General features: G+C 70.0%; 14 protein-coding genes, 1 tRNA gene and 2 pseudogenes. 10 read left to right on the top strand and 7 right to left on the bottom strand.

Annotated features, from left to right (window positions below):
- Positions 1-38 precede the first annotated feature (38 nt).
- From ASF52_RS00130 to ASF52_RS23665, 4 genes and pseudogenes are all read left to right on the top strand, one after another.
- On the top strand, positions 39-1,973 hold the full coding sequence (locus tag ASF52_RS00130) for a sensor histidine kinase (RefSeq protein WP_056165730.1): 1,935 nt from the start codon (positions 39-41) through the stop codon (positions 1,971-1,973).
- Positions 1,970-3,328 (top strand): sigma-54-dependent transcriptional regulator, encoded by a 1,359-nt coding sequence (locus tag ASF52_RS00125; protein WP_056165728.1) that lies wholly within the window; start codon positions 1,970-1,972, stop codon positions 3,326-3,328. The genes ASF52_RS00130 and ASF52_RS00125 overlap by 4 nt, the downstream gene beginning before the upstream one ends.
- A 406-nt stretch (positions 3,329-3,734) precedes the next feature.
- Positions 3,735-4,175: pseudogene (locus ASF52_RS23670) on the top strand (phage major capsid protein); the annotation flags it as partial.
- A gap of 7 nt (positions 4,176-4,182) precedes the next feature.
- Positions 4,183-4,410, top strand: coding sequence for a head-tail adaptor protein (locus ASF52_RS23665; RefSeq protein WP_082515130.1), 228 nt, complete (start codon positions 4,183-4,185; stop codon positions 4,408-4,410).
- 288 nt (positions 4,411-4,698) lie between these two features.
- On the opposite strand, the gene ASF52_RS00120 is transcribed toward ASF52_RS23665, so the two are convergent.
- The 4 genes from ASF52_RS00120 to ASF52_RS00105 form a co-directional block, all read right to left on the bottom strand.
- A tRNA-Phe gene (locus ASF52_RS00120) sits at positions 4,699-4,774 on the bottom strand.
- A gap of 120 nt (positions 4,775-4,894) precedes the next feature.
- The gene (locus ASF52_RS00115; protein ID WP_056165725.1) at positions 4,895-5,689 is read right to left on the bottom strand and encodes an ABC transporter ATP-binding protein; all 795 of its coding nucleotides are present in this window, start codon (positions 5,687-5,689) and stop codon (positions 4,895-4,897) included.
- A gap of 17 nt (positions 5,690-5,706) precedes the next feature.
- Positions 5,707-6,510 (bottom strand): ABC transporter permease, encoded by an 804-nt coding sequence (locus ASF52_RS00110; RefSeq protein ID WP_056165722.1) that lies wholly within the window; start codon positions 6,508-6,510, stop codon positions 5,707-5,709.
- A 7-nt stretch (positions 6,511-6,517) separates the two neighbouring features.
- Entirely contained in the window at positions 6,518-7,501 is a 984-nt protein-coding gene (locus ASF52_RS00105) for an ABC transporter substrate-binding protein (protein ID WP_056166860.1), read from the bottom strand.
- Positions 7,502-7,581: 80 nt separating this feature from the next.
- Here ASF52_RS00105 and ASF52_RS00100 point away from each other — a divergent pair, with 80 nt between their 5' ends.
- A complete protein-coding gene (locus tag ASF52_RS00100) occupies positions 7,582-8,559 on the top strand; it encodes a 3-hydroxyacyl-CoA dehydrogenase NAD-binding domain-containing protein (protein ID WP_244473644.1) in 978 nt (325 codons plus the stop codon).
- A gap of 111 nt (positions 8,560-8,670) precedes the next feature.
- On the opposite strand, the gene ASF52_RS00095 is transcribed toward ASF52_RS00100, so the two are convergent.
- On the bottom strand, positions 8,671-9,921 hold the full coding sequence (locus ASF52_RS00095; protein ID WP_056165719.1) for an outer membrane beta-barrel protein: 1,251 nt from the start codon (positions 9,919-9,921) through the stop codon (positions 8,671-8,673).
- Positions 9,922-10,536: 615 nt separating this feature from the next.
- On the opposite strand from ASF52_RS00095, the gene ASF52_RS00090 reads away from it, so the two are divergent.
- Entirely contained in the window at positions 10,537-11,466 is a 930-nt protein-coding gene (locus ASF52_RS00090; RefSeq protein WP_056165715.1) for an AEC family transporter, read from the top strand.
- A gap of 89 nt (positions 11,467-11,555) precedes the next feature.
- Positions 11,556-12,764, top strand: coding sequence for an acyl-CoA dehydrogenase (locus ASF52_RS00085; protein WP_056165713.1), 1,209 nt, complete (start codon positions 11,556-11,558; stop codon positions 12,762-12,764).
- A 226-nt stretch (positions 12,765-12,990) separates the two neighbouring features.
- On the opposite strand, the pseudogene ASF52_RS00080 reads toward ASF52_RS00085, so the two are convergent.
- Both ASF52_RS00080 and ASF52_RS00075 read right to left on the bottom strand, forming a co-directional pair.
- Positions 12,991-13,680, bottom strand: a pseudogene (locus ASF52_RS00080) (hypothetical protein); the annotation flags it as partial.
- Positions 13,681-13,736: 56 nt separating this feature from the next.
- Complete coding sequence (locus tag ASF52_RS00075; RefSeq protein WP_056165710.1) at positions 13,737-14,003, bottom strand: hypothetical protein; 267 nt, start codon at positions 14,001-14,003, stop codon at positions 13,737-13,739.
- A gap of 184 nt (positions 14,004-14,187) precedes the next feature.
- Here ASF52_RS00075 and ASF52_RS00070 point away from each other — a divergent pair, with 184 nt between their 5' ends.
- The 3 genes from ASF52_RS00070 to ASF52_RS00060 all read left to right on the top strand — a co-directional run bounded on the left by ASF52_RS00070 (position 14,188) and on the right by ASF52_RS00060 (position 18,251).
- Positions 14,188-15,084, top strand: coding sequence for a LysR family transcriptional regulator (locus ASF52_RS00070; RefSeq protein ID WP_056165707.1), 897 nt, complete (start codon positions 14,188-14,190; stop codon positions 15,082-15,084).
- A 267-nt stretch (positions 15,085-15,351) separates the two neighbouring features.
- Complete coding sequence (gene aspA / locus ASF52_RS00065; protein WP_056165705.1) at positions 15,352-16,767, top strand: aspartate ammonia-lyase; 1,416 nt, start codon at positions 15,352-15,354, stop codon at positions 16,765-16,767.
- A 146-nt stretch (positions 16,768-16,913) separates the two neighbouring features.
- The gene (locus ASF52_RS00060; RefSeq protein ID WP_056165690.1) at positions 16,914-18,251 is read left to right on the top strand and encodes a dicarboxylate/amino acid:cation symporter; all 1,338 of its coding nucleotides are present in this window, start codon (positions 16,914-16,916) and stop codon (positions 18,249-18,251) included.
- Positions 18,252-18,294: the final 43 nt, after the last annotated feature.

Genomic DNA, 18,294 nt, shown 5'->3' with positions numbered 1-18,294 from the left:
CGGGATTCCGCACGCCCCTGCGTGCCGCCCCGCACGTCATGAGGACGGCCCGCCCCGATTTCGCCGGCCCCGATGCGGCGCGGCGCGGCAGCCTCGTTCTGGCGGCGAGCCTCGCCATGATGCTACTGGCGGCCTGGATCGCCGGACGGGCGGCGGAGCGCTGGGCGCTGTCCGATCTGCACCGCACGGCCCACACCGCCCTCGCTCTCCAGGTCGCGGCCCTGCGCGCCGAGATGCAGAAGCAAGCCTCCCTGCCCCTCGCCCTCGCATCCGACCCGGAGATGGCGGCGGTCGCGGGCGAATCCCCGCCACGGGACCTGGTCGAGCGGGTGAACCGGCGCCTCGCCCAGGTTGCGGCCGCCACGGGTGCCGCGGTGATCTACGTGATCCGCCCCGACGGCATCACCGTGGCGGCGAGCAACGCCGAGGCCGAGCGCAGCTTCATCGGCCGGGACTACGCCTTCCGGCCCTATTTCCGGCAGGCCGTGGCCACGGGCGCCGGCTCGCAGTTCGCCCTCGGCACCGTCAGCGGCCGGGCTGGGCTCTACCTCTCGCGCAGGATCGCCGGGGCCGGCGGCGTCGTGGTGGTCAAGATCGAGTTCGACGAGATCGAGGCCGCGTGGCGGGCGGGCGGCGACGGGGTGTTCGTCGCCGATGCCCGGGGCATCGTCCTCGTCGCGAGCGATCCCACCTGGCACTTCTCCACCCTGCGGCGCATCGACGAGGCCGAGCGCCGCCGCATCCGCGAGGCCCTGGAATTCGGCGCGGCTCCCTTGGGCGAGATGCCGCTGCATCCCGTCCCGGGCGCCCACGACCTCGTGCGGGTGGGCCAGGGGGCGGCGCCCGCGCGCGCGGCGCTCGCACTCGATGCGGCGATCCCCGGAACGGACTGGCGCCTGCACACCCTTACGCCCACGGGCGGCGCCCTGGAGCGGGAGCGGGCACAGGCCTGGATCATCGCCGCCCTCATCACCGGTCTCGCCTGCCTCGGGCTCACCACCCTGGCGGGCCGGCGGCGACGCGAGCGCTGGCGCCTCGCCGAAGCGGCGGCCCGGCGCGAGGAACTCGAAGGCTGCGTGCGCGAGCGGACCCAGGAACTCACGGACGCCAACCGGATGCTGCGCCTCGAGATCGAGGAGCGCCGGCGCGCCGAGGCCGAGCGCGAGCGGGTGGAGGCCGAACGCGAACGCGCCGAAGCCGAGCGCGAGCGCCTCGGCCGCGAACTCGCGCAGGCCGGCCGGCTCGCGGCGCTCGGCCAGTTCGCCGCCAGCATGGCCCACGAGATCAACCAGCCGCTCGCCGCCATCCGCTCCTACGCCGACAACGCCGCGATCCTGATGCAGCGCGGCCGCACCACGGAGGCCTCCGAGAACACCATCGCCATCGGCCGCCTCACGGACCGCATCGGCGGCCTCACCCGCCAGCTCAAGGGCTTCGCCCGGCGCGCCTCGCCCAAGCGCGAGCCCGTCGCCCTCGACGCCATCCTGCGCAACGGCCTCGAACTGGTGGAGGGCCGCGCCCAGGCCGCCGGCGTGCCCCTGGTGGTCGACGCCCCGTCCGCCGGGCTCCACGTGCTCGGCGACGGACCGCGCCTCGAACAGGTTCTGGTCAATCTGCTGCAGAACGCCCTCGACGCCGTCGCCGGACGCCCCGATCCGAAGGTGACCCTGCGGGTGACACAAGAGGGCGACCGCGTCGGAATCGCGGTGCACGACACCGGTCCGGGCCTGCCCGAGGCCTTGCGCGCGCAGGTGTTCGATGCCTTCTTCACCACGAAATCCGATGGCCTCGGCCTCGGCCTCGCCATCGCCCGCGGCATCGTCGAGGATTGCGGGGGCAGCCTGACGGCGGGCGACGATCCGGCGGGCGGCGCCGTCTTCCGCATGGACCTCGCCTTGGCGAATCTGGACCTCGCCCGGGCGAATGGGAGGGCGGAGCCGAAGGCGGCTGGACACCGGGGGGCGGGACGTTGAGCGAACCAGCGCAGGAGCGGCCGTCGCCCGAGCGGGTGGTCTTCATCGACGACGAGGCGGATGTCTGCCGGGCCAACCGCCAGAGCCTCGAACTCGACGGGTTCATCGTCGAGACCTTCGGGGCCGCCGGGCCGGCGCTCGCCGCGATCATGGCCGACCCGCCGGGCCTCGTGGTGACCGACGTGCGCCTGCCGGACCTCGACGGCGTCGCCCTGTTCGCGCGCCTGCGCGGCCTCGATCCGGATCTCCCCGTCATCCTCATCACCGGCCACGGCGACATCCGCATGGCGGTCGGCGCCATGCGCGACGGTGCCTACGACTTTCTCGCCAAGCCCTATCCGGCCGAGGCCCTCATGGCGTCGGCGCGCCGCGCCCTGGAGCGGCGCCGCCTGGTGCTGGAGAACCGGGCCCTGCGCGCCCGCCTCGACGCGGCGGTGGAAGAGGACCCGGCGTTTCTCGGGATCTCGCCCGAGATGGTGCGCCTGCGCAGCCTCGTGCGCGAGGTGGCGAACGCCGATGTCGACGTGCTCGTGTTCGGCGAGACGGGCTCGGGCAAGGAGGTGGTGGCGAGCGCCCTGCACCGCTGGAGCCGGCGGGCGCGGCGCAACTTCGTCGCCATGAATTGCGGGGCGCTACCCGACAGCGTGGTGGAGAGCGAGCTGTTCGGCCACGAAGCCGGGGCGTTCACCGGCGCCCTCAAGCGCCGGGTCGGGCGCATCGAGCACGCGCAAGGGGGCACCCTGTTCCTCGACGAGATCGAGAGCATGCCGCTGAACCTGCAGGTGAAGCTCCTGCGGGTCCTGCAGGAGCGGTCGGTGGAGCCGCTCGGCACCAACGAGGTCCGGGCCATCGACATGCGGGTGGTGGCGGCCACCAAGGTCGACCTCGGCCAGGCGGCGGCGCAGGGCACGTTCCGCGACGACCTCTACCACCGCCTCAACGTCATCACGATCCCGATCCCGCCCTTACGCGACCGACGCGAGGACGTGATGCTGCTGTTCCAGGAATTCCTGCGGCGGGCGGCGGCGCGCTTCGGCCGTGAGGTGCCGCCGATCACGCCGGACGTGCGCGACCACCTGCGCCGCCACGACTGGCCCGGCAACGTGCGCGAACTCGGCCACTTCGCCGAGCGGCACGCGCTGGGCCTCGGTCGGGCCGAGACCGCGCCCCCCGGGGCCGCCGCCGCCGGGACCCTGGCCGAGCAGGTCGACCGGTTCGAACGGGGCCTCATCCGCGAGGAGCTGTTCATGGCCGGCGGCGACGTGCGCCTGGCCGCCGAATCCCTCGGGACCCCGCGCAAGACCCTCTACGACAAGATCGCCCGCCACGGCCTCGCGCCCACCGATTACCGCTAGGCAGGGCTTCGCTGCTTGCCCGACGGATGGGACACACGCTCGCTCTTGTCGAGCGCGATCATGCTGCCCCCGAACCGGGCCGCGGCCTGAGGGCAGGACGCAACCCTCGGCCACAAAGGCCGCGACACGTCCCCCCGGTCCACGGATAACCGCGACGGCACCGGCTCATTCCTTGCCCGTCAACGCTCACACCCAAACCCGTCGCAATGCGCTCGAAAACCGCTCTGATCCGGCCCGTCCGGTGCACACGATGCCGACGCCGCTCCCGGCTGCTCCCTGACATCCAAGTGTCCAGGGAGTGCTAGTGCCTTTTTCGTGTTGGTCGCGGGCTCGTCCAGGAACACGAGCCTGACAGGGCTGGGGGCATCCGGCGCTCCTCCGCGGAAAGTCCCATTTCGAATCACATCTGCGGCGCCCTCGAAGCCCAGATCGATTCAAGCCGATCGGACACCGCTCCAGCACGACCCGGGCACTATGCCCACGTCGTGCTCGCGGCCATCCTCTCGCGGAGGGCCCAAAGCCGTTCACCGGCGAGCAAAGGGCGTTCTTCGGTTCTGTGTGCGGCGGGCGGGACAGCTTGCCGTCCGAGGAGGTGAAGAGGCTTCACGTGGCGGATGCTCCGGGCGGCGGCTTCCTCGCCCCGCCCGAGCGGGGCAATGAAAGGCTCCGCTCCTCGGTGCGGATGAACCCTGTCCCTGCGGCCGCACGCGTCGGCTCGATGTCCGCCGGTGGCCTCTACAGCTTCAAGCGAACCGGCACGGCGCGGTGGGTCGGGGAAGTCGAGCAGCGCTCACCCACGCAGCCACGGTTCGGCCGGGTAGAGGGCGTGGCGCACGACGCCGCGGCCCTTGTCGATGTGGGGCCAGAGGAAGGACATCGGCGGGTCCGAATTCCTTCAGGCCGGCGGCTTGGTGGCTCAGGAACGCGCCCTGTTCTGGGTCCCATGGCGGCCGGACCCGACCACGGCACACCGCCTCCGTCACGAAGCGCTGGTCTGGACCGTCGAGGCGTTCCGAGAGCTGTCCGGGCGCCGTCGCCATCTCGAAATTCAGGCATCGACGACGCAGGCCAGTGCGCAATGAGCGGGCTGAGACTGGTGCCGCAATCGGTCGCCCCAACTGCACCGCGTGGCCGCTCGGAAGCGGCCGGAGCCGAGTGGGATCGCCTTGCGGGGGTCAAAGTTGCACGTCGAAACACAGCTCAGCGCGCTGTATGGATGGACGCTCGGAAGTCGGGAAAGCGCGGCCGATACAGGGACCGCTAACACCGCGCGACTGGCGCGTTTCGCACCCGTTTGCCCCTCACCTCACAGCCCGATGCGGGCATAGAGGAAAAAGGCTGTAAAGTCTTGGGAACTCTAGAAAAACGAATGGTGCCCAGGGACGGAGTCGAACCGCCGACACTGCGATTTTCAGTCGCATGCTCTACCAACTGAGCTACCTGGGCAGCGGGCGGTTCGCTTTCGCGGCACCGCCTGTGGAGCGGGGGTATAGAGAGGGTTCGGCGGCCTGTCCAGCGGGTTTCGGGAGAGTTTTTGCGTCGGCTCCGGGGCGGGCGCCGGGGGCCTCAGTCGACGGTCGTGCCGTGGCGTTCGGCCTGGGTGAAGCGGGTCTGCTCCTCCATCACCAGGGTGGCGAGTTCGCGCTTGAGGGCGTTGAACTCGGGCGCCGCCGTGTCGCGGGGGCGGGGCAGGGGCACGGCGATGTCGCGCTTCAGGCGGCCGGGGCGGTAGGTCATCACCAGGATGCGGTCGGCGAGGTAGAGCGCCTCCTCGATGGAGTGGGTGACGAACACGATGGTCTTCTCGAACTCGGCCCAGATGCGCAGGAGTTCGTCCTGCAGGGTGCGCCGGGTCAGGGCGTCGAGGGCCCCGAACGGCTCGTCCATGAGCATCACCGGGGGATCGAGGGCGAGGATGCGCGCGATGGCGACGCGCTGGCGCATGCCGCCCGACAGGTCCTTCGGGTAGCGCTTGCGGAAGTCCGAGAGGCCGAGGGTCGCGACGATGCGGTCCACCGTCACGGTGGCGTCGGCCTTCGGCACGCCCTTGATGTCGAGGCCGAAGCGGACGTTGTCCTCCACGTTCATCCACGGGAACAGGGCGTATTCCTGGAACACCATCCCCCGGTCGGGCCCCGGCTCGGTCACCGGGCGGCCGCCGAGGGTGATGCGGCCCCCGCTCAGTGGGGCGAAGCCCGCGATGGCGTTGAGCAGGGTGGACTTGCCGCAGCCCGAGGGGCCGAGCAGGCACAGGAACTGGCCCTCCGGCACCGTGGCGCTGATGTCCTCGAGGGCGGTCACCGCCCCGGGCCCGCTGCCGAACACCTTGCTGGCGTGGGCGACGACGATTTCTGCCTGCATGCTGGGGGTCCGGGGGTTCAGCGCTCGAGGCCGCGATGCCAGCGCAGCAGGTGGTCGTTGAGGCGCGACATCGCCCCGTCGATGATGAGGCCCAGGATGCCGATGGTGAGCATGCCGCCGATGATCTTGTCGGACCACATGTACTCGCGCGCTTCCAGGATGCGGTAGCCGAGGCCGTCCGAGACGGCGATCATCTCGGCGACGATCACCACGATGAAGGCTGTGCCGATGCCGATGCGCATGCCGGCGAGCACGAACGGGCTCGCCGCCGGCAGGATCACCCGGCGGAACATCGTCCACGGCTTCGCCCCGAGGTTGCGGGCCGCGCGGATGTAGATGGAATCCACCTGCCGCACCCCCGCGATGGTGTTGACCAGCACGGGAAAGAACGTGCCGAGCGCGATGAGGAACAGGGCCGGCGGGTTGCCGAGGCCGAACCACACGATGGCCAGCGGAATGTACGCGATGGGCGGGATCGGCCGCAGGATCTCGAGCAAGGGGTTGAACAGGGAGAACAGCCGGTCGCTGGTGCCCAGCAGCAGGCCGACGGGCACGGCGAGACCGGCACCGATGCAGAAGCCCGTGAGCACCCGGGCGAGGCTCGCCACCGCGTCGTGGGGCATCTCGCCGGAGAACAGCCAGGAGAGGTAGCTCTCCTGCGCCGGATCGTGCGGCAGGGCCGGGACCATGCCGGACACCCACTTGACCGCCACCGAACTCGGCGGCGGCAGCACTACGGCGGAGAACACGCCGAGACGGCTCAGGATCTCCCACAGGACCAGGAGGGCGATGGGAACGATGGCGCCGCGCAGCCGGTGCATGGCGGCCTCAGCGGGCCACGAGTTCGGCTTTGGCCTTCTCGAGCAGGTCGGTCTTCACCCACTCGGCGTCGGATTTCGGCGGATTGACCATCTTGCCGAGGCCGTACTTCATCATGGTGTCGGTGGTGATCTGCATGTGCCCGGCCGGCACGTCGTAGGTGTACTTCGCGTTGGCCATGCCATCGCGAAAGTCCTGGGCCGTGAGCTGGCCCTTGAACACCGTCTCGCGGACGTACTTCTCGGCCAAGGCCGGATCGTCGATGAAGGCCTTGGTGGCGGCCACGAACAGCTTGAGGACGCGGCCGGCGACCTCGGGGCGCTCGTTGTACATCTTCTCGGTCATCACCAGGGGGCGCACGGGCCGGCCGATGGGGGTGTCGTAGGGTTTCACCACCTCCGTCGCGTAGCCGGCGCTGATGGCTTGCGTCGATTGCGGCTCGCTCTGGCAGATCACGTCGACGTATTTCTGCGCCAGCGCCTGGTTCAGGTCGGCGTAGTTGTTGAAGTAGATCAACTGCACGTCCTTGCCCGGGCGCTCGCCCCAGGTCATCCCGTGCTTGTCGAGTTCGGCGAGCAGCATGAGATCCTGGGTGCCACCCCGGACGGAGGCGACCTTGAGGCCCTTCACGTCCTTCAGGGTCTTCACCGCGTCGAGGTCCGGCCGCTTGAGGATGCGGACGCCGCCGTCCGCGAAGCCCGCCACCACGTAGAGCTTCACCCCGTTGCCGCGGGCCGCCACCGCCCCGTCTGCGCCGGAGGCCGAGATGTCGATCTGGTCCACCGCCATGGCGGGGTAGATGTCGGCGCCCTTGGCGAAGACGCGCTCGTCGATCTTCAGGCCGAATTTCGGGGCGAGCTCCTTCATGTAGGAGACGGCGCCGTAATGGGCGAACTTCAGATTGCCGAGGCGCACCACGTCGTCGGCCCGCGCCGCGGTGGCGGAGACGGCCGCCAGGATCAGCAGGGCGGCCCGCGCCGCCGCATTGCGCATGAACATCGGTTTCCTCCACGTCGCGGGTCGTTCTCGCCCGCGTCCGGTCCTTCAACGAACCGTGATGGATTGAATAAGGCGTGCCCAAAGCCGAAAGTAAAGCCGCGGAGGGCGACGAATTGACAGAGGTCTATACGGATGAAAACGGCCCCGTCGCCGTGATCGGTTGCGGCACCCTCGGGGCGAGCTGGGCGGCCCTGTTCCTCGCCCACGGCCTCGACGTGGCGGCCTACGATCCGGCCCCGGATTTCATGGATCGCCTCGGGCCGGCGGTGGCGCGGGCGCGGGCCCAGCTCGCCGAACTCGGGCTGACTGGTGCCGGCCGCCTCGTGCCGCACGACCGGTTGGCCGACGCGGTGGCGGATGCGCGGTTCGTTCAGGAGAACGCCCCCGAGGAGTTGGCGGTGAAGCGCGCCGTGCTCACCGAGATCGACGCGCATGCGGCCCCGGGCATCCTCATCGCGTCGAGCACCTCGGCGATGCTGCGCAGCGCCATCGTGGCCGAGTGCGCGACCCCGGAGCGCGTGCTCGTCGCCCACCCGTTCCATCCGCCCCACCTCGTGCCCCTGGTGGAGATCGTGGCGGGGGACGACGCCGTCGCGGCCCGGGCGGCGGCGTTCTATGCGCGGCTCGGGCGCCGTCCGGTGATCCTGCGGCGCGAGATGCCGGGCCACATCGCCAACCGCCTCGCCTCGGCGCTCTACCGCGAGGCGGTGCACCTCGTGGCCGAGGGGGTGGCCAGCGTCACCGACATCGACGCCGCCCTGTGCAACGGGCCGGGCCTGCGCTGGGCCACCATGGGGCCGCACATGACCTACCATCTCGGCGGGGGCGCGGGCGGTATCCGGCACTACCTCGACCATCTCGGGGCCAGCCAGGAGCGGCGCTGGGCGAGCCTCGGAACGCCCAACCTCGACGCGGCCGTGAAGGCGCGCATCATCGCGGGGGTCGAGGCCGAGGCCGCCGGGCGGACCCTTCCGGAGCTGGAGGCCCGCCGCGACCGGGCGCTTCTGGAGATCCTGAAGGCGCGGATCGAAGTGGCGGGTCACGACGGATGAGGCGGCTTGGCCGGTCGGTTTGGCCGGGCCGTTCGCCAACGAAAAAAGCCCCCTCCGGAGAGGGGGCTCGATGGCATGTCGCGCGGAGGCAGCGATCGGAAAGTGCGGCGATCAGAAGGTGATGCCGGTCTCGATCATGTAGCGCTCCTGCGAGGTCTTCAGGCCGGTGCGGCCGAAGCCGAGGCCGGGCGTGATGTCGTAGAGCTGCACCGTCGAGAACTCGCCGCGCAGGAAGTAGCGGTCGAAGGTGAAGGTCGGGGTCACGGTGAAGGAGAGCGCCGAGCTGCCCGGTCCGTAGAGGACGGAGGTGGTCTGGCCGAGGCCGAAGGGGCTCGCGCTGTTGCCGCTCTGGCTGATATACTCGAAACGACCGGCGAGGGCGAAGTTGTCGGTGAAGGCGTAGCTGGCGAGGATCGCGCCGCCGATGGTCTCGGCACCGCCGAGGCCGAGGACGGCGTTCCTCTCGACGTTGGTATACTGGACGTACGGCGTCACGATGACGGGGCCGTCGGCGTAGGTGTAGTTGGCGCTGACGATCGAGCTGTTCTGCACCGAGAGCGGCGTGGCGAACTGGAAGCGCGGGTTCTGCAGGGCCGAGTTGAAGTTGTTGAAGTGCGTCCCGCCGTTGATGCCGATCGTGTTGGCGGCGTCGATTTTGTAGACGATGGCGCCCGTGACCCAGTTGATCTCACCCGAATAGAAGCCGTCCGTGGCGGCGAAGGAGGCCGACCACGGGCCGTCGCTGTAGTTCACCTGAACGCCCTGGTTGATCACGTTCTCCTGGTTGAACAGCAGACCGCGGGAGATGTTCAGGTTCTGGAAGGTGAAGGGCAGCTCCGAGCCGATGAGGGTCGGCATGCGACCGCCCTGGATCGACCAGTTGTCGTTGAAGACGTACTTGCCGAACACGATCGGGATCGGAGAGTAGAGCAGGTTGGTCTGGTCGAAGGCGCTGAGGATCGGCAGGCCGAGGCCCGGGATCGTGTAGGCGCCGAACGCAGCGTAGAACTGGAACGGGCCGTCGGCCTTCTGGATGGTGCCCATCAGGTTCGAGAAATCGACGCGGCCGGCGCGATCGCTGGCGATCTGGGGCACGGCCGAGAAGGCGAACTGGTTGGTCTGGGTGTAGGCGTAGCCCGTCACCGCGCCGCCGAAGTAGATGTCGCCGAGGCCGCCGATGGTGAGGCAGGCCGGGTTGGGGTTCTGCTTGATGATGCCGCCGTAGGACGGGAACGTAATCTCGGCCTTGCACGACGCCGGGACGACGGGCACCGGGGCCTTCACCGACAGATCGGCCGCCTGAAGGTAGGTCGACGACAGGAGGAGGGTCGTCAGTCCGAGGAGCGCGCTGCGGCGGGCCATATCAAGTCTCTTCTTGTTGGGTTGTTCCGTTGATTGGAGGTTCTCAAAGAATGCCGGCCAAGCCAAAGTCATCCTTTATGCAGTTGCACATTTTTTAGACAGAACCCTTGCCCAGGAGGGACTTGCGACGTTCGTGTGGCATTAAGGAAACATCCACAAGGCAGACCCGGATAGACGCTAAGATTTCGTAAACCATATGCCGCGCACGGCACGCACACCTCGTTTCCGGCCCGATCCCTGTCGTCGTCGCGCACCGGAACAGTCTTGCCAGGCACCTTGCCAGGCATTTGATCGCGCCCTGGTTTCCGGAGCACAGACCGGCAGCCGTGTTCCGTCCTGCGAGCGACCGGCCGACGACGGCTTCGACCGGATCCGTGCTTGCCTCCCGCCTCATTTTTACGCCGCATCGACGCCGCGGCTTTACCGAAGGACGAGCAGGGTCCTGGGAAAACGCCCGCGGAGCGTCCCGGCGCCGGAACCGGTCGCCGGGTGGTTGCGCTCAATCGGAACCCGATGCGCCCCGGCGATCCATCCGGGCGACGCGCCGTGTTAAGGATGCGGGGACACCGAAACCGCTCCCGCCCGTCCCGCTCCCGCATGCCCCACCGAGCTCTCATGAACGCCGTCAGCATCATCGCCCCGGTCTTCGGGATCATCGTGATCGGCTGGGGCGCGGCACTCGCCGGCCTCCTGTCCGAGCGGGTCAGCGACGGCCTCTCGGAATACGTGTTCGCCATCGCGGTGCCGGCCCTCATCATCGGCACCCTCACCCGGCCGGGGCTCACAGGCGAGGTGACGTGGTCGTACTGGATCGCGTATTTCGGCGGGGCGGCGGTGTCGTGGCTCGCCGGCTCCCTCATCGCCACCCGGCGCAAGGGCATCGGCCGCCAGGGCGCGGTGCTGCACGGGTTCGCCGCGAGCCAGTCGAACACCATCTTCGTCGGCGTGCCGACCATCCTGCAGGCCTATGGCGAGGAAGGCGCGTTCCCGCTGTTCCTGCTGCTGGCCGTGCATCTCCCCCTGATGATGGGCTGCGCCACCTTCCTCATCGAGGCCGAGGGTGACCGCACCCTGGTCCAGCGCCTGCGCGGCCTCGGCTTGGTGCTCGTCAAGAACCCGATCTTCGTGTCCCTCGGCATCGGCATGGCCCTGCGCCTCGGCGGCGTGGTGCCCACCGGCGTCGCCCGTTCGCTCATCGACGGGTTCGGCTCCACCGCCTCCACCTGCGCCCTCGTGGCGCTGGGCGCCGGCCTGACCCGCTACAAGGTGCTGTTCGACCTGCCCGGCGCCCTCGTCATCGCGGTCCTCAAGCTCGTGGTGCATCCCCTCGCGGTGTGGCTGCTCGCCACCAAGCTGTTCTCCATGCCGCCGGCCTATGCGGGCGTCGCCACCCTGTTCGCCGCCATGCCGGTGGGCATCAACGCCTACCTGCTCGCCGTGCGCTACAAGGCCGAGACCGGCCTGGTCGCGGCCTCCGTCCTCGTCTCGACCCTCCTCGCCCCCCTCACCACCGTGCTCTGGCTGACGCTCCTCGGGCGGGCCTGACCGGCTGGACGGGACCGACCCTCCGGGTCCATGCTCGCATCCAAACGACGGCCGGCACGACCGGCCGCAACAGGTTCGAGGAAGCTTCCATGAACGCGCCCATCGCCACTCCCCTGCGCGCCGCCGGATTCGTCTGGGACGATCCCTTCCTCCTCGACGACCAGCTGACCGACGACGAGCGCGCCATCCGCGACACGGCCGAGACCTTCGCGCAGGAGCGTCTGCTGCCCGGCATCGTCGCGGCCTACGCCGAGGAGCGGACCGACCCCGACCTGTTCCGGGCCATGGGCAGCGTCGGCCTCCTCGGCCTGACCCTGCCGGAGGAGTACGGCTGCGCCGCCGCGTCCTACGTCGCCTACGGCCTCGTGGCCCGGGCCGTGGAGCGGGTCGATTCCGGCTACCGCTCGATGATGAGCGTGCAATCCTCCCTGGTGATGTACCCGATCCACGCCTACGGCTCCGAGGCGCAGTGCCAAAAGTACCTGCCGAAGCTCGCGTCCGGCGAATGGATCGGCTGCTTCGGCCTCACCGAGCCCGATGCGGGCTCCGACCCCGCCGGCATGACGACGCGGGCGGAGGCCATCGACGGCGGCTACCGGATCACCGGCGCCAAGATGTGGATCTCCAACGCGCCCTTCGCCGACGTGTTCGTGGTCTGGGCGAAATCCGACCGGCACGACGGCGCCATCCGGGGCTTCGTGCTGGAGCGGGGCATGGCCGGCCTCTCGACCCCGACGCTCCACGGCAAGCTCTCCCTGCGCGCCTCGACCACGGGCGAGATCGTCATGGCGGGGGTCGAGGTGCCCGAGGAGGCGCTGCTCCCCGACGTCTCCGGCCTGAAGGGGCCGTTCGGCTGCCTCAACCGGGCGCGCTACGGCATCTCCTGGGGGGTGATGGGCGCGGCCGAAGATTGCTGGCACCGGGCGCGGGGCTACACCCTGGAACGTAAGCAGTTCGGCCGGCCGCTCGCCCAGACCCAGCTCGTCCAGAAGAAACTCGCCGACATGCAGACGGAGATCGCGCTCGGGCTCCAGGCGTCCTTGCGCGTCGGCCGCCTCATGGACGAGGGTCGGATGGCGCCGGAGATGATCTCCCTGATCAAGCGCAACAATTGCGGCAAGGCCCTCGACATCGCCCGCACCGCCCGGGACATGCACGGCGGCAACGGCATCATGGGCGAATACCACGTCATGCGCCACGCCCAGAACCTCGAGACGGTCAACACCTACGAGGGCACCCACGACGTCCACGCCCTGATCCTCGGCCGGGCGCAGACGGGGCTGCAGGCGTTCTTCTGAGAGGAGGCGTTCTTCTGAGAAGACGCACCTATCGCTTGGGAGCCGGCTTCGGTGCCCGCCCCCGGCGGACCAGAATGGGGCCATCGGATCGATCGGCCCGCTCCATCATGGCGTCGGTCAGCTCGGGACGTTCGTCGTATTCCTCCGGTTGGATCACGTGGGCATCGACCCTGGCGAAATCGGTCTCGCCGAACGCGGAGGCGGGGAAGGCGGACGGGACAGCCTCGGCCCGGCGGCGGGCGGCGCGCTCGCCGGCCTCGGCGCTGCATTTGGCGACGTGGACCACGCGGTTCACCACCTGAAGGTTGGGGGCGCCCCAGTAGCCGAGGAGTTCGGGCCAGGGCGCGGTGCGGTGCTCGCGCCAGACCCGGTAGAGCGGCACTCGGTGATCGACCTCGGCGGTCTTGAACAGGCGCTTGCCGGATTCGGTGCAGCGGTGGCGCTGGTGGCGTTTCAGCACCGTCACCTGCTCGGCGGGGGCGCACCACAGCTTCCACGCGGTGACGCAGGCCGAATGCCAGGCCGCGTTCTTGTTCGGCGTGCCGGTTCCCCACAGATCCTTGTGCCAGCCGAAGCGGAACACCGGCTGGCCGCACAGGCAGCAATGGCCGCGGCCCCGCGTGTGGGCGGGCTCACGGTAGGGCGAGGGCGGCAGGCGGAAGCTCGCGGCGAGGCCCGGCTCGGTGCCGAGGCGCCAGGTCCAGCCCTCGGGCGCGCCGGAGCGGGCGGCGAGCGCCCGGGCGAGACGGTCGGCCCGCAGGATGTGGGCGCGCCAGTAGCTCTCGACGGCCAGACGCGGCGTCGGCGGCAGGAGCGGCCGCGACAGGGCGTGCTGCAGCACCGGGACGGGGAAGATCGCGGGTAAAGCCCGGTCGAGGCGTGCCCGGGACCGTGCGTTGCGGGTGTCGCGCCAGATCGAGCCTGAACCTGTCGCGCCGGAACCTGTCGCGCTGGAACCTGCCGACCCGTCGCTCACGGATGGGCGGCCGGCGCCGAAGCCGCGCCCGTCTGAACCACAGGGGTCTGGACCACGGAGGCTTGCGTCGCCGGAGCCTGGGCCCCGGGCGCCACCGCCGGGCGGCCCGCGACGGCGTCGGACAGGAGGTGAAGGCGCCGGGCCAGATCCGTCACCTCGTTGAGGGCGATGGATTTCTCGCCGTTCTTGACCGCCCGGGTGATGTCGCTGAGCTGGAGCTTGGCGATCCGCGTCAGTTCGGCGGCGAGCTGGTCTCTCGTCATCGTCGGGTCTCGGCCTTCGTGGGAGGGGGTCCGATCGGGGTTAAGCCGGAACGGTTACCGAGACGTTCACCTTCCGTCCACCCGTTGGGCCAGGCGGGACCCGCGATTGCCCCGGACGCGTCGGCGATGCGAGACTGTCGCCGTCCCAACGGCGGCGGCCGGGCGGCGGGGCGGAAAGCGCATCATGGAACTGAAGTGGGTCGAGGATTTCCTCAGCCTGTCCGAGACGCGCAGCTTCTCCCGCTCGGCGGAACTGCGCTGCGTCACCCAATCGGCGTTCAGCCGGCGTATCCGCTCCCTGGAGGTCTGGCTCGGCACGGTGCTGCTGGACCGCAGCACCTACCCCATCACCCTGACGGCGGATGGCCGCCAGTTCGTCGAGACCGCCGAGGAGGTGGTGCGCCTGCTCTCCCAGAGCCGCGCCGATTTCCAGGCCCGGGGCGAGCGCTCGCACCTGCCCGTCGTCACCATCGCGGCTCTGCATTCCCTGTGCCTGTCGGTGCTGCCGCGCTGGCTCACGGGCATCCAGGGGGTGCTCGGGCCCATGGCGAGCCGGGTGCTGCCCGACAATTTCAACATCTGTGTCCAGGCCCTGGTGGAGGGCGGCTACGATCTGCTCCTCACCTACCACCACCCGAGCGTGCCGATCCCCGTCGATCCCGAGCGCCATCCCTGCCGGGTCATCGGGCGCGACAGCCTCGTGGCCGTCGCCGCGCCGGGCCTCGAACCCGATGCCGACGGGCGCCTGCCCCTGCTGCAATACTCCCGCGGCTCGTTCCTCGGGCGCCTCGCCGCCATCGCCCAGGCCAAGGGCGGCGCGCCGGCCACCTACCCGGCCCACACCAACGAGAATTCCATGGCGGAGGCGCTGAAATCCATGGCGCTCGGCCGCCACGGCGTGGCGTGGCTGCCCCGCAGCCTCGTGGCGAGCGAGATCGGTCACGGCGCCCTCGGCGTCGTCAGCCCCGAGATGCTGATGGAGATCCGCCTCTATCGCAGTGCCGGCCGGGCGCGACCGTTCCTCGACCAGGTCTGGGCCGCCGCCGCCCTGGATGAGCCAAACTATGCACTTGCCGAATAGTTCGGCGCGAACTTAGCATTGGCCGGCGCCGGGGGACGGGACTATCCCCCTTGTCGATCGGCGAACGCCGCCCGCCCCGCTTCGGGGCGAAGGGCGCCCGACCGCATCGGACTTCACGAAGCCCTCATCCCCACGAAGCCACCGGCGCGCCGCCCCTGCGGCTCCGCCGCCGCGTCCGCATACCCGCCGCGTCCCCACGCGCCGGATCGCGGCCGCACATCCCAGATCCTTGCCAGCCCCTCGCCCGCCCTTTGCCAGGAGAACACCGTGACCAGCCCATCGACCCGCAGCGAGCATGACCTTCTCGGCGACCGCACGGTGCCGGAGGCGGCCTATTACGGCATCCACACCCTGCGGGCCGTCGAGAACTTCCCCATCAGCGGCCAGACCCTGGCGACCTGCCCCGATCTCATCGTGGCTCTGGCCGCCATCAAGCAGGCGGCGGCGCTGGCCAACCGCGAACTCGGCCTCCTGGACGAGGCCCGAATGAACGCCATCGTGGCGGCCTGCGAGGAGATCCGCGCCGGCGCCCTGCACGACCAGTTCGTGGTCGACCTGATCCAGGGCGGGGCCGGCACTTCCACCAACATGAACGCCAACGAGGTCATCGCCAACCGGGCCCTGGAGCTGCTGGGCCACCCGCGCGGCGCCTACGCCCACCTGCACCCCAACGAACACGTCAACATGGGGCAGAGCACCAACGACGTGTACCCCACCGCCCTGAAGATCGCGGCGGCCGGGGGCATCCGCCGCCTCGTCGCCGCCATGGCGGACCTGCGCGGCAGCTTCTCGGCCAAGTCCGCGGAGTTCTCGGATGTCCTCAAGATGGGCCGCACCCAGCTGCAGGACGCGGTGCCGATGACGCTGGGCCAGGAGTTCGGCACCTACGCGCTGATGCTGCGCGAGGACGAGGCGCGGCTGGCCGAGGCCGCCCTCCTCATCCGCGAGATCAACATGGGCGCCACCGCCATCGGCACCGGCATCACCGCCCATCCGCGCTACGCGGCCCTCGTCTGCGCGCGCCTGTCCGAGATCACCGGCATCGCCCTCGTCACGGCGGAGGACCTCGTCGAGGCGACCCAGGATTGCGGCGCCTTCGTGCAGCTCTCCGGCGTGCTGAAGCGGGTCGCCGTGAAGCTCTCCAAGACCTGCAACGACCTGCGCCTGCTCTCCAGCGGCCCGCGCGCGGGCTTCGGCGAGATCAACCTGCCGGCGCGCCAGGCCGGCTCGTCGATCATGCCCGGCAAGGTCAACCCGGTGATCCCCGAAGTGGTCAACCAAGTCGCCTTCGAGGTCATCGGCAACGACGTCACCATCTCGTTCGCGGCCGAGGCCGGACAGCTCCAGCTCAACGCCTTCGAGCCGATCATCGCCTACAGCCTGTTTCGCAGCCTCACCCACCTGGAGGCCGCCTGCCGGACCCTCGACGTGAACTGCATCCGGGGCGTCACCGCCAACCGCGAGCGCCTGCGCGCCTCGGTGGAGCAATCCATCGGCATCGTGACGGCGCTCAACCCCTATATCGGCTACCGCAACGCCACCGCCGTCGCCCTGGAGGCCCACGCCACCGGGCGCGGCGTCTACGAACTCGTGCTCGAGAAGGGGCTGATGGCGCGCGAGCACCTCGACGCCGTGCTCCAGCCCGACCGGCTGATCCGGCCGCAGGACATCACTGCGTTCTGAGGGAGCCGATCCGGCTCGACGCCGGAGAAGGCATCCAGAGATCCGGGTCACGCCATGACCCGCACACCATGACCCGCACACCATGACCCATACGCGCGCCCGGCCGCGAAGGCCGGGCCGCACACGTATCCAAGGGGGAGGACATCATGAAGAAGAGCAGCACAGCCAGCGGCGACACGGCGGCCAGATCGGGCCGGCTCACCCTCTACACCGGCATCGGGCTCGCGCTCGGCATCCTCGTCGGCGCGGTGCTGCACGGGCAGGCGGCGAGCCCGGAGGCGGCGAAAGAGATCGCCGGCTCCTTCACCCTGGTGACGGACATCTTCCTGCGCCTCATCAAGATGATCATCGCGCCGCTCGTCTTCGCCACCATCGTGTCGGGCATCGCGAGCTTCGGCGACACCCGGACCGTGGGCCGGGTCGCGGCGCTCGCGATGGCCTGGTTCCTCACGGCCTCCGTGGTGTCCCTGTCCCTCGGCTTCCTCGTCGCCAACCTGTTCCAGCCGGGGGCGGGCCTGAACCTGCCCCTGCCGGACGCTGCGGCCCAGACCGGCCTCAAGGCCGCCTCCCTCAACGTCCGCGACTTCCTCACCCACGTGTTCCCGACGAGCATCGTCTCGGCCATGGCCACCAACGAGGTGCTGCAGATCCTCGTGTTCTCGATCTTCTTCGGCTCGGGTCTCAGCGTCATCGACCGGCGCTATGCCGAGCCGATGATCCACCTAATCGACGGGCTCGCCCGGGTGATGTTCGCCGTCACCGACACGGTGATGAAGCTGGCGCCCCTCGCGGTCTTCGCCGCCATCGCCGCTGTGGTCACGGTGCAGGGCCTCGGCGTGCTCGTCGATTACGGCAAGTTCATCGGCAGCTTCTATCTCGGCCTCGCCGTGCTGTGGGCGGTGCTGATCGGCGCCGGCTGGCTGGCGCTCGGCGGCGGCGTGGTGCGCCTCCTCGACCTCCTGCGCTCGCCGATGATCGTCGCCTTCTCCACGGCCAGCAGCGAGGCCGCCTTCCCCCGCACCATCGAGGTGCTGGAGAAGTTCGGCGTGAAGAGCCGCGTCACCGGGTTCGTGCTGCCGCTCGGCTACTCGTTCAACCTCGACGGCTCGATGATGTACCAGGCCATGGCGGCGCTGTTCATCGCCCAGGCCTACGGCATCGAACTCAGCGTCGCCGAGCAGTTCACCATGCTGCTGGTGATGATGGTCACGAGCAAGGGCATCGCCGGGGTGCCGCGCGCCTCCCTGGTGGTGGTGGCCGCCACCGTGCCGATGTTCGGCCTGCCGGCGGCCGGCATCCTGCTCATCATGGGCGTCGACCAGATCCTCGACATGGGCCGCACGGTCACCAACGTCCTGGGCAACGGTCTCGCCACCGCGGCGGTGGCGCAGTGGCAGGGCGAGATGGAACCGGACGGCGTGCCCGCGGACGCGCCCGCCGGCCCCGGCATCGCCCCCACCGCGACGGCCGCGACGGCCGCCTGAGCCCGCGGCCCGTGACGCCCGCCTCCGGGCGTCACGGGCTCGT

The sequence above is a fragment of the Methylobacterium sp. Leaf112 genome (genome assembly GCF_001423295.1).
Taxonomy (GTDB): domain Bacteria; phylum Pseudomonadota; class Alphaproteobacteria; order Rhizobiales; family Beijerinckiaceae; genus Methylobacterium.
The sequence above is the reverse complement of the archived record's forward strand: the minus strand, read 5'-3'. Positions and strand labels throughout refer to the sequence as shown.

What these genes read in the sequence shown, in the direction of transcription:
- ASF52_RS00130 (WP_056165730.1), top strand. Translation starts at nt 39, where the DNA reads ATGAGGACGGCCCGCCCCGATTTCGCCGGCCCCGATGCGGCGCGGCGC.
- ASF52_RS23665 (WP_082515130.1), top strand. Translation starts at nt 4,183, where the DNA reads ATGTGGGGCCAGAGGAAGGACATCGGCGGGTCCGAATTCCTTCAGGCC.
- ASF52_RS00115 (WP_056165725.1), bottom strand. Translation starts at nt 5,689, where the DNA reads ATGCAGGCAGAAATCGTCGTCGCCCACGCCAGCAAGGTGTTCGGCAGC.
- ASF52_RS00110 (WP_056165722.1), bottom strand. Translation starts at nt 6,510, where the DNA reads ATGCACCGGCTGCGCGGCGCCATCGTTCCCATCGCCCTCCTGGTCCTG.
- ASF52_RS00105 (WP_056166860.1), bottom strand. Translation starts at nt 7,501, where the DNA reads ATGCGCAATGCGGCGGCGCGGGCCGCCCTGCTGATCCTGGCGGCCGTC.
- ASF52_RS00095 (WP_056165719.1), bottom strand. Translation starts at nt 9,921, where the DNA reads ATGGCCCGCCGCAGCGCGCTCCTCGGACTGACGACCCTCCTCCTGTCG.
- ASF52_RS00090 (WP_056165715.1), top strand. Translation starts at nt 10,537, where the DNA reads ATGAACGCCGTCAGCATCATCGCCCCGGTCTTCGGGATCATCGTGATC.
- ASF52_RS00085 (WP_056165713.1), top strand. Translation starts at nt 11,556, where the DNA reads ATGAACGCGCCCATCGCCACTCCCCTGCGCGCCGCCGGATTCGTCTGG.
- ASF52_RS00075 (WP_056165710.1), bottom strand. Translation starts at nt 14,003, where the DNA reads ATGACGAGAGACCAGCTCGCCGCCGAACTGACGCGGATCGCCAAGCTC.
- ASF52_RS00070 (WP_056165707.1), top strand. Translation starts at nt 14,188, where the DNA reads ATGGAACTGAAGTGGGTCGAGGATTTCCTCAGCCTGTCCGAGACGCGC.
- ASF52_RS00060 (WP_056165690.1), top strand. Translation starts at nt 16,914, where the DNA reads ATGAAGAAGAGCAGCACAGCCAGCGGCGACACGGCGGCCAGATCGGGC.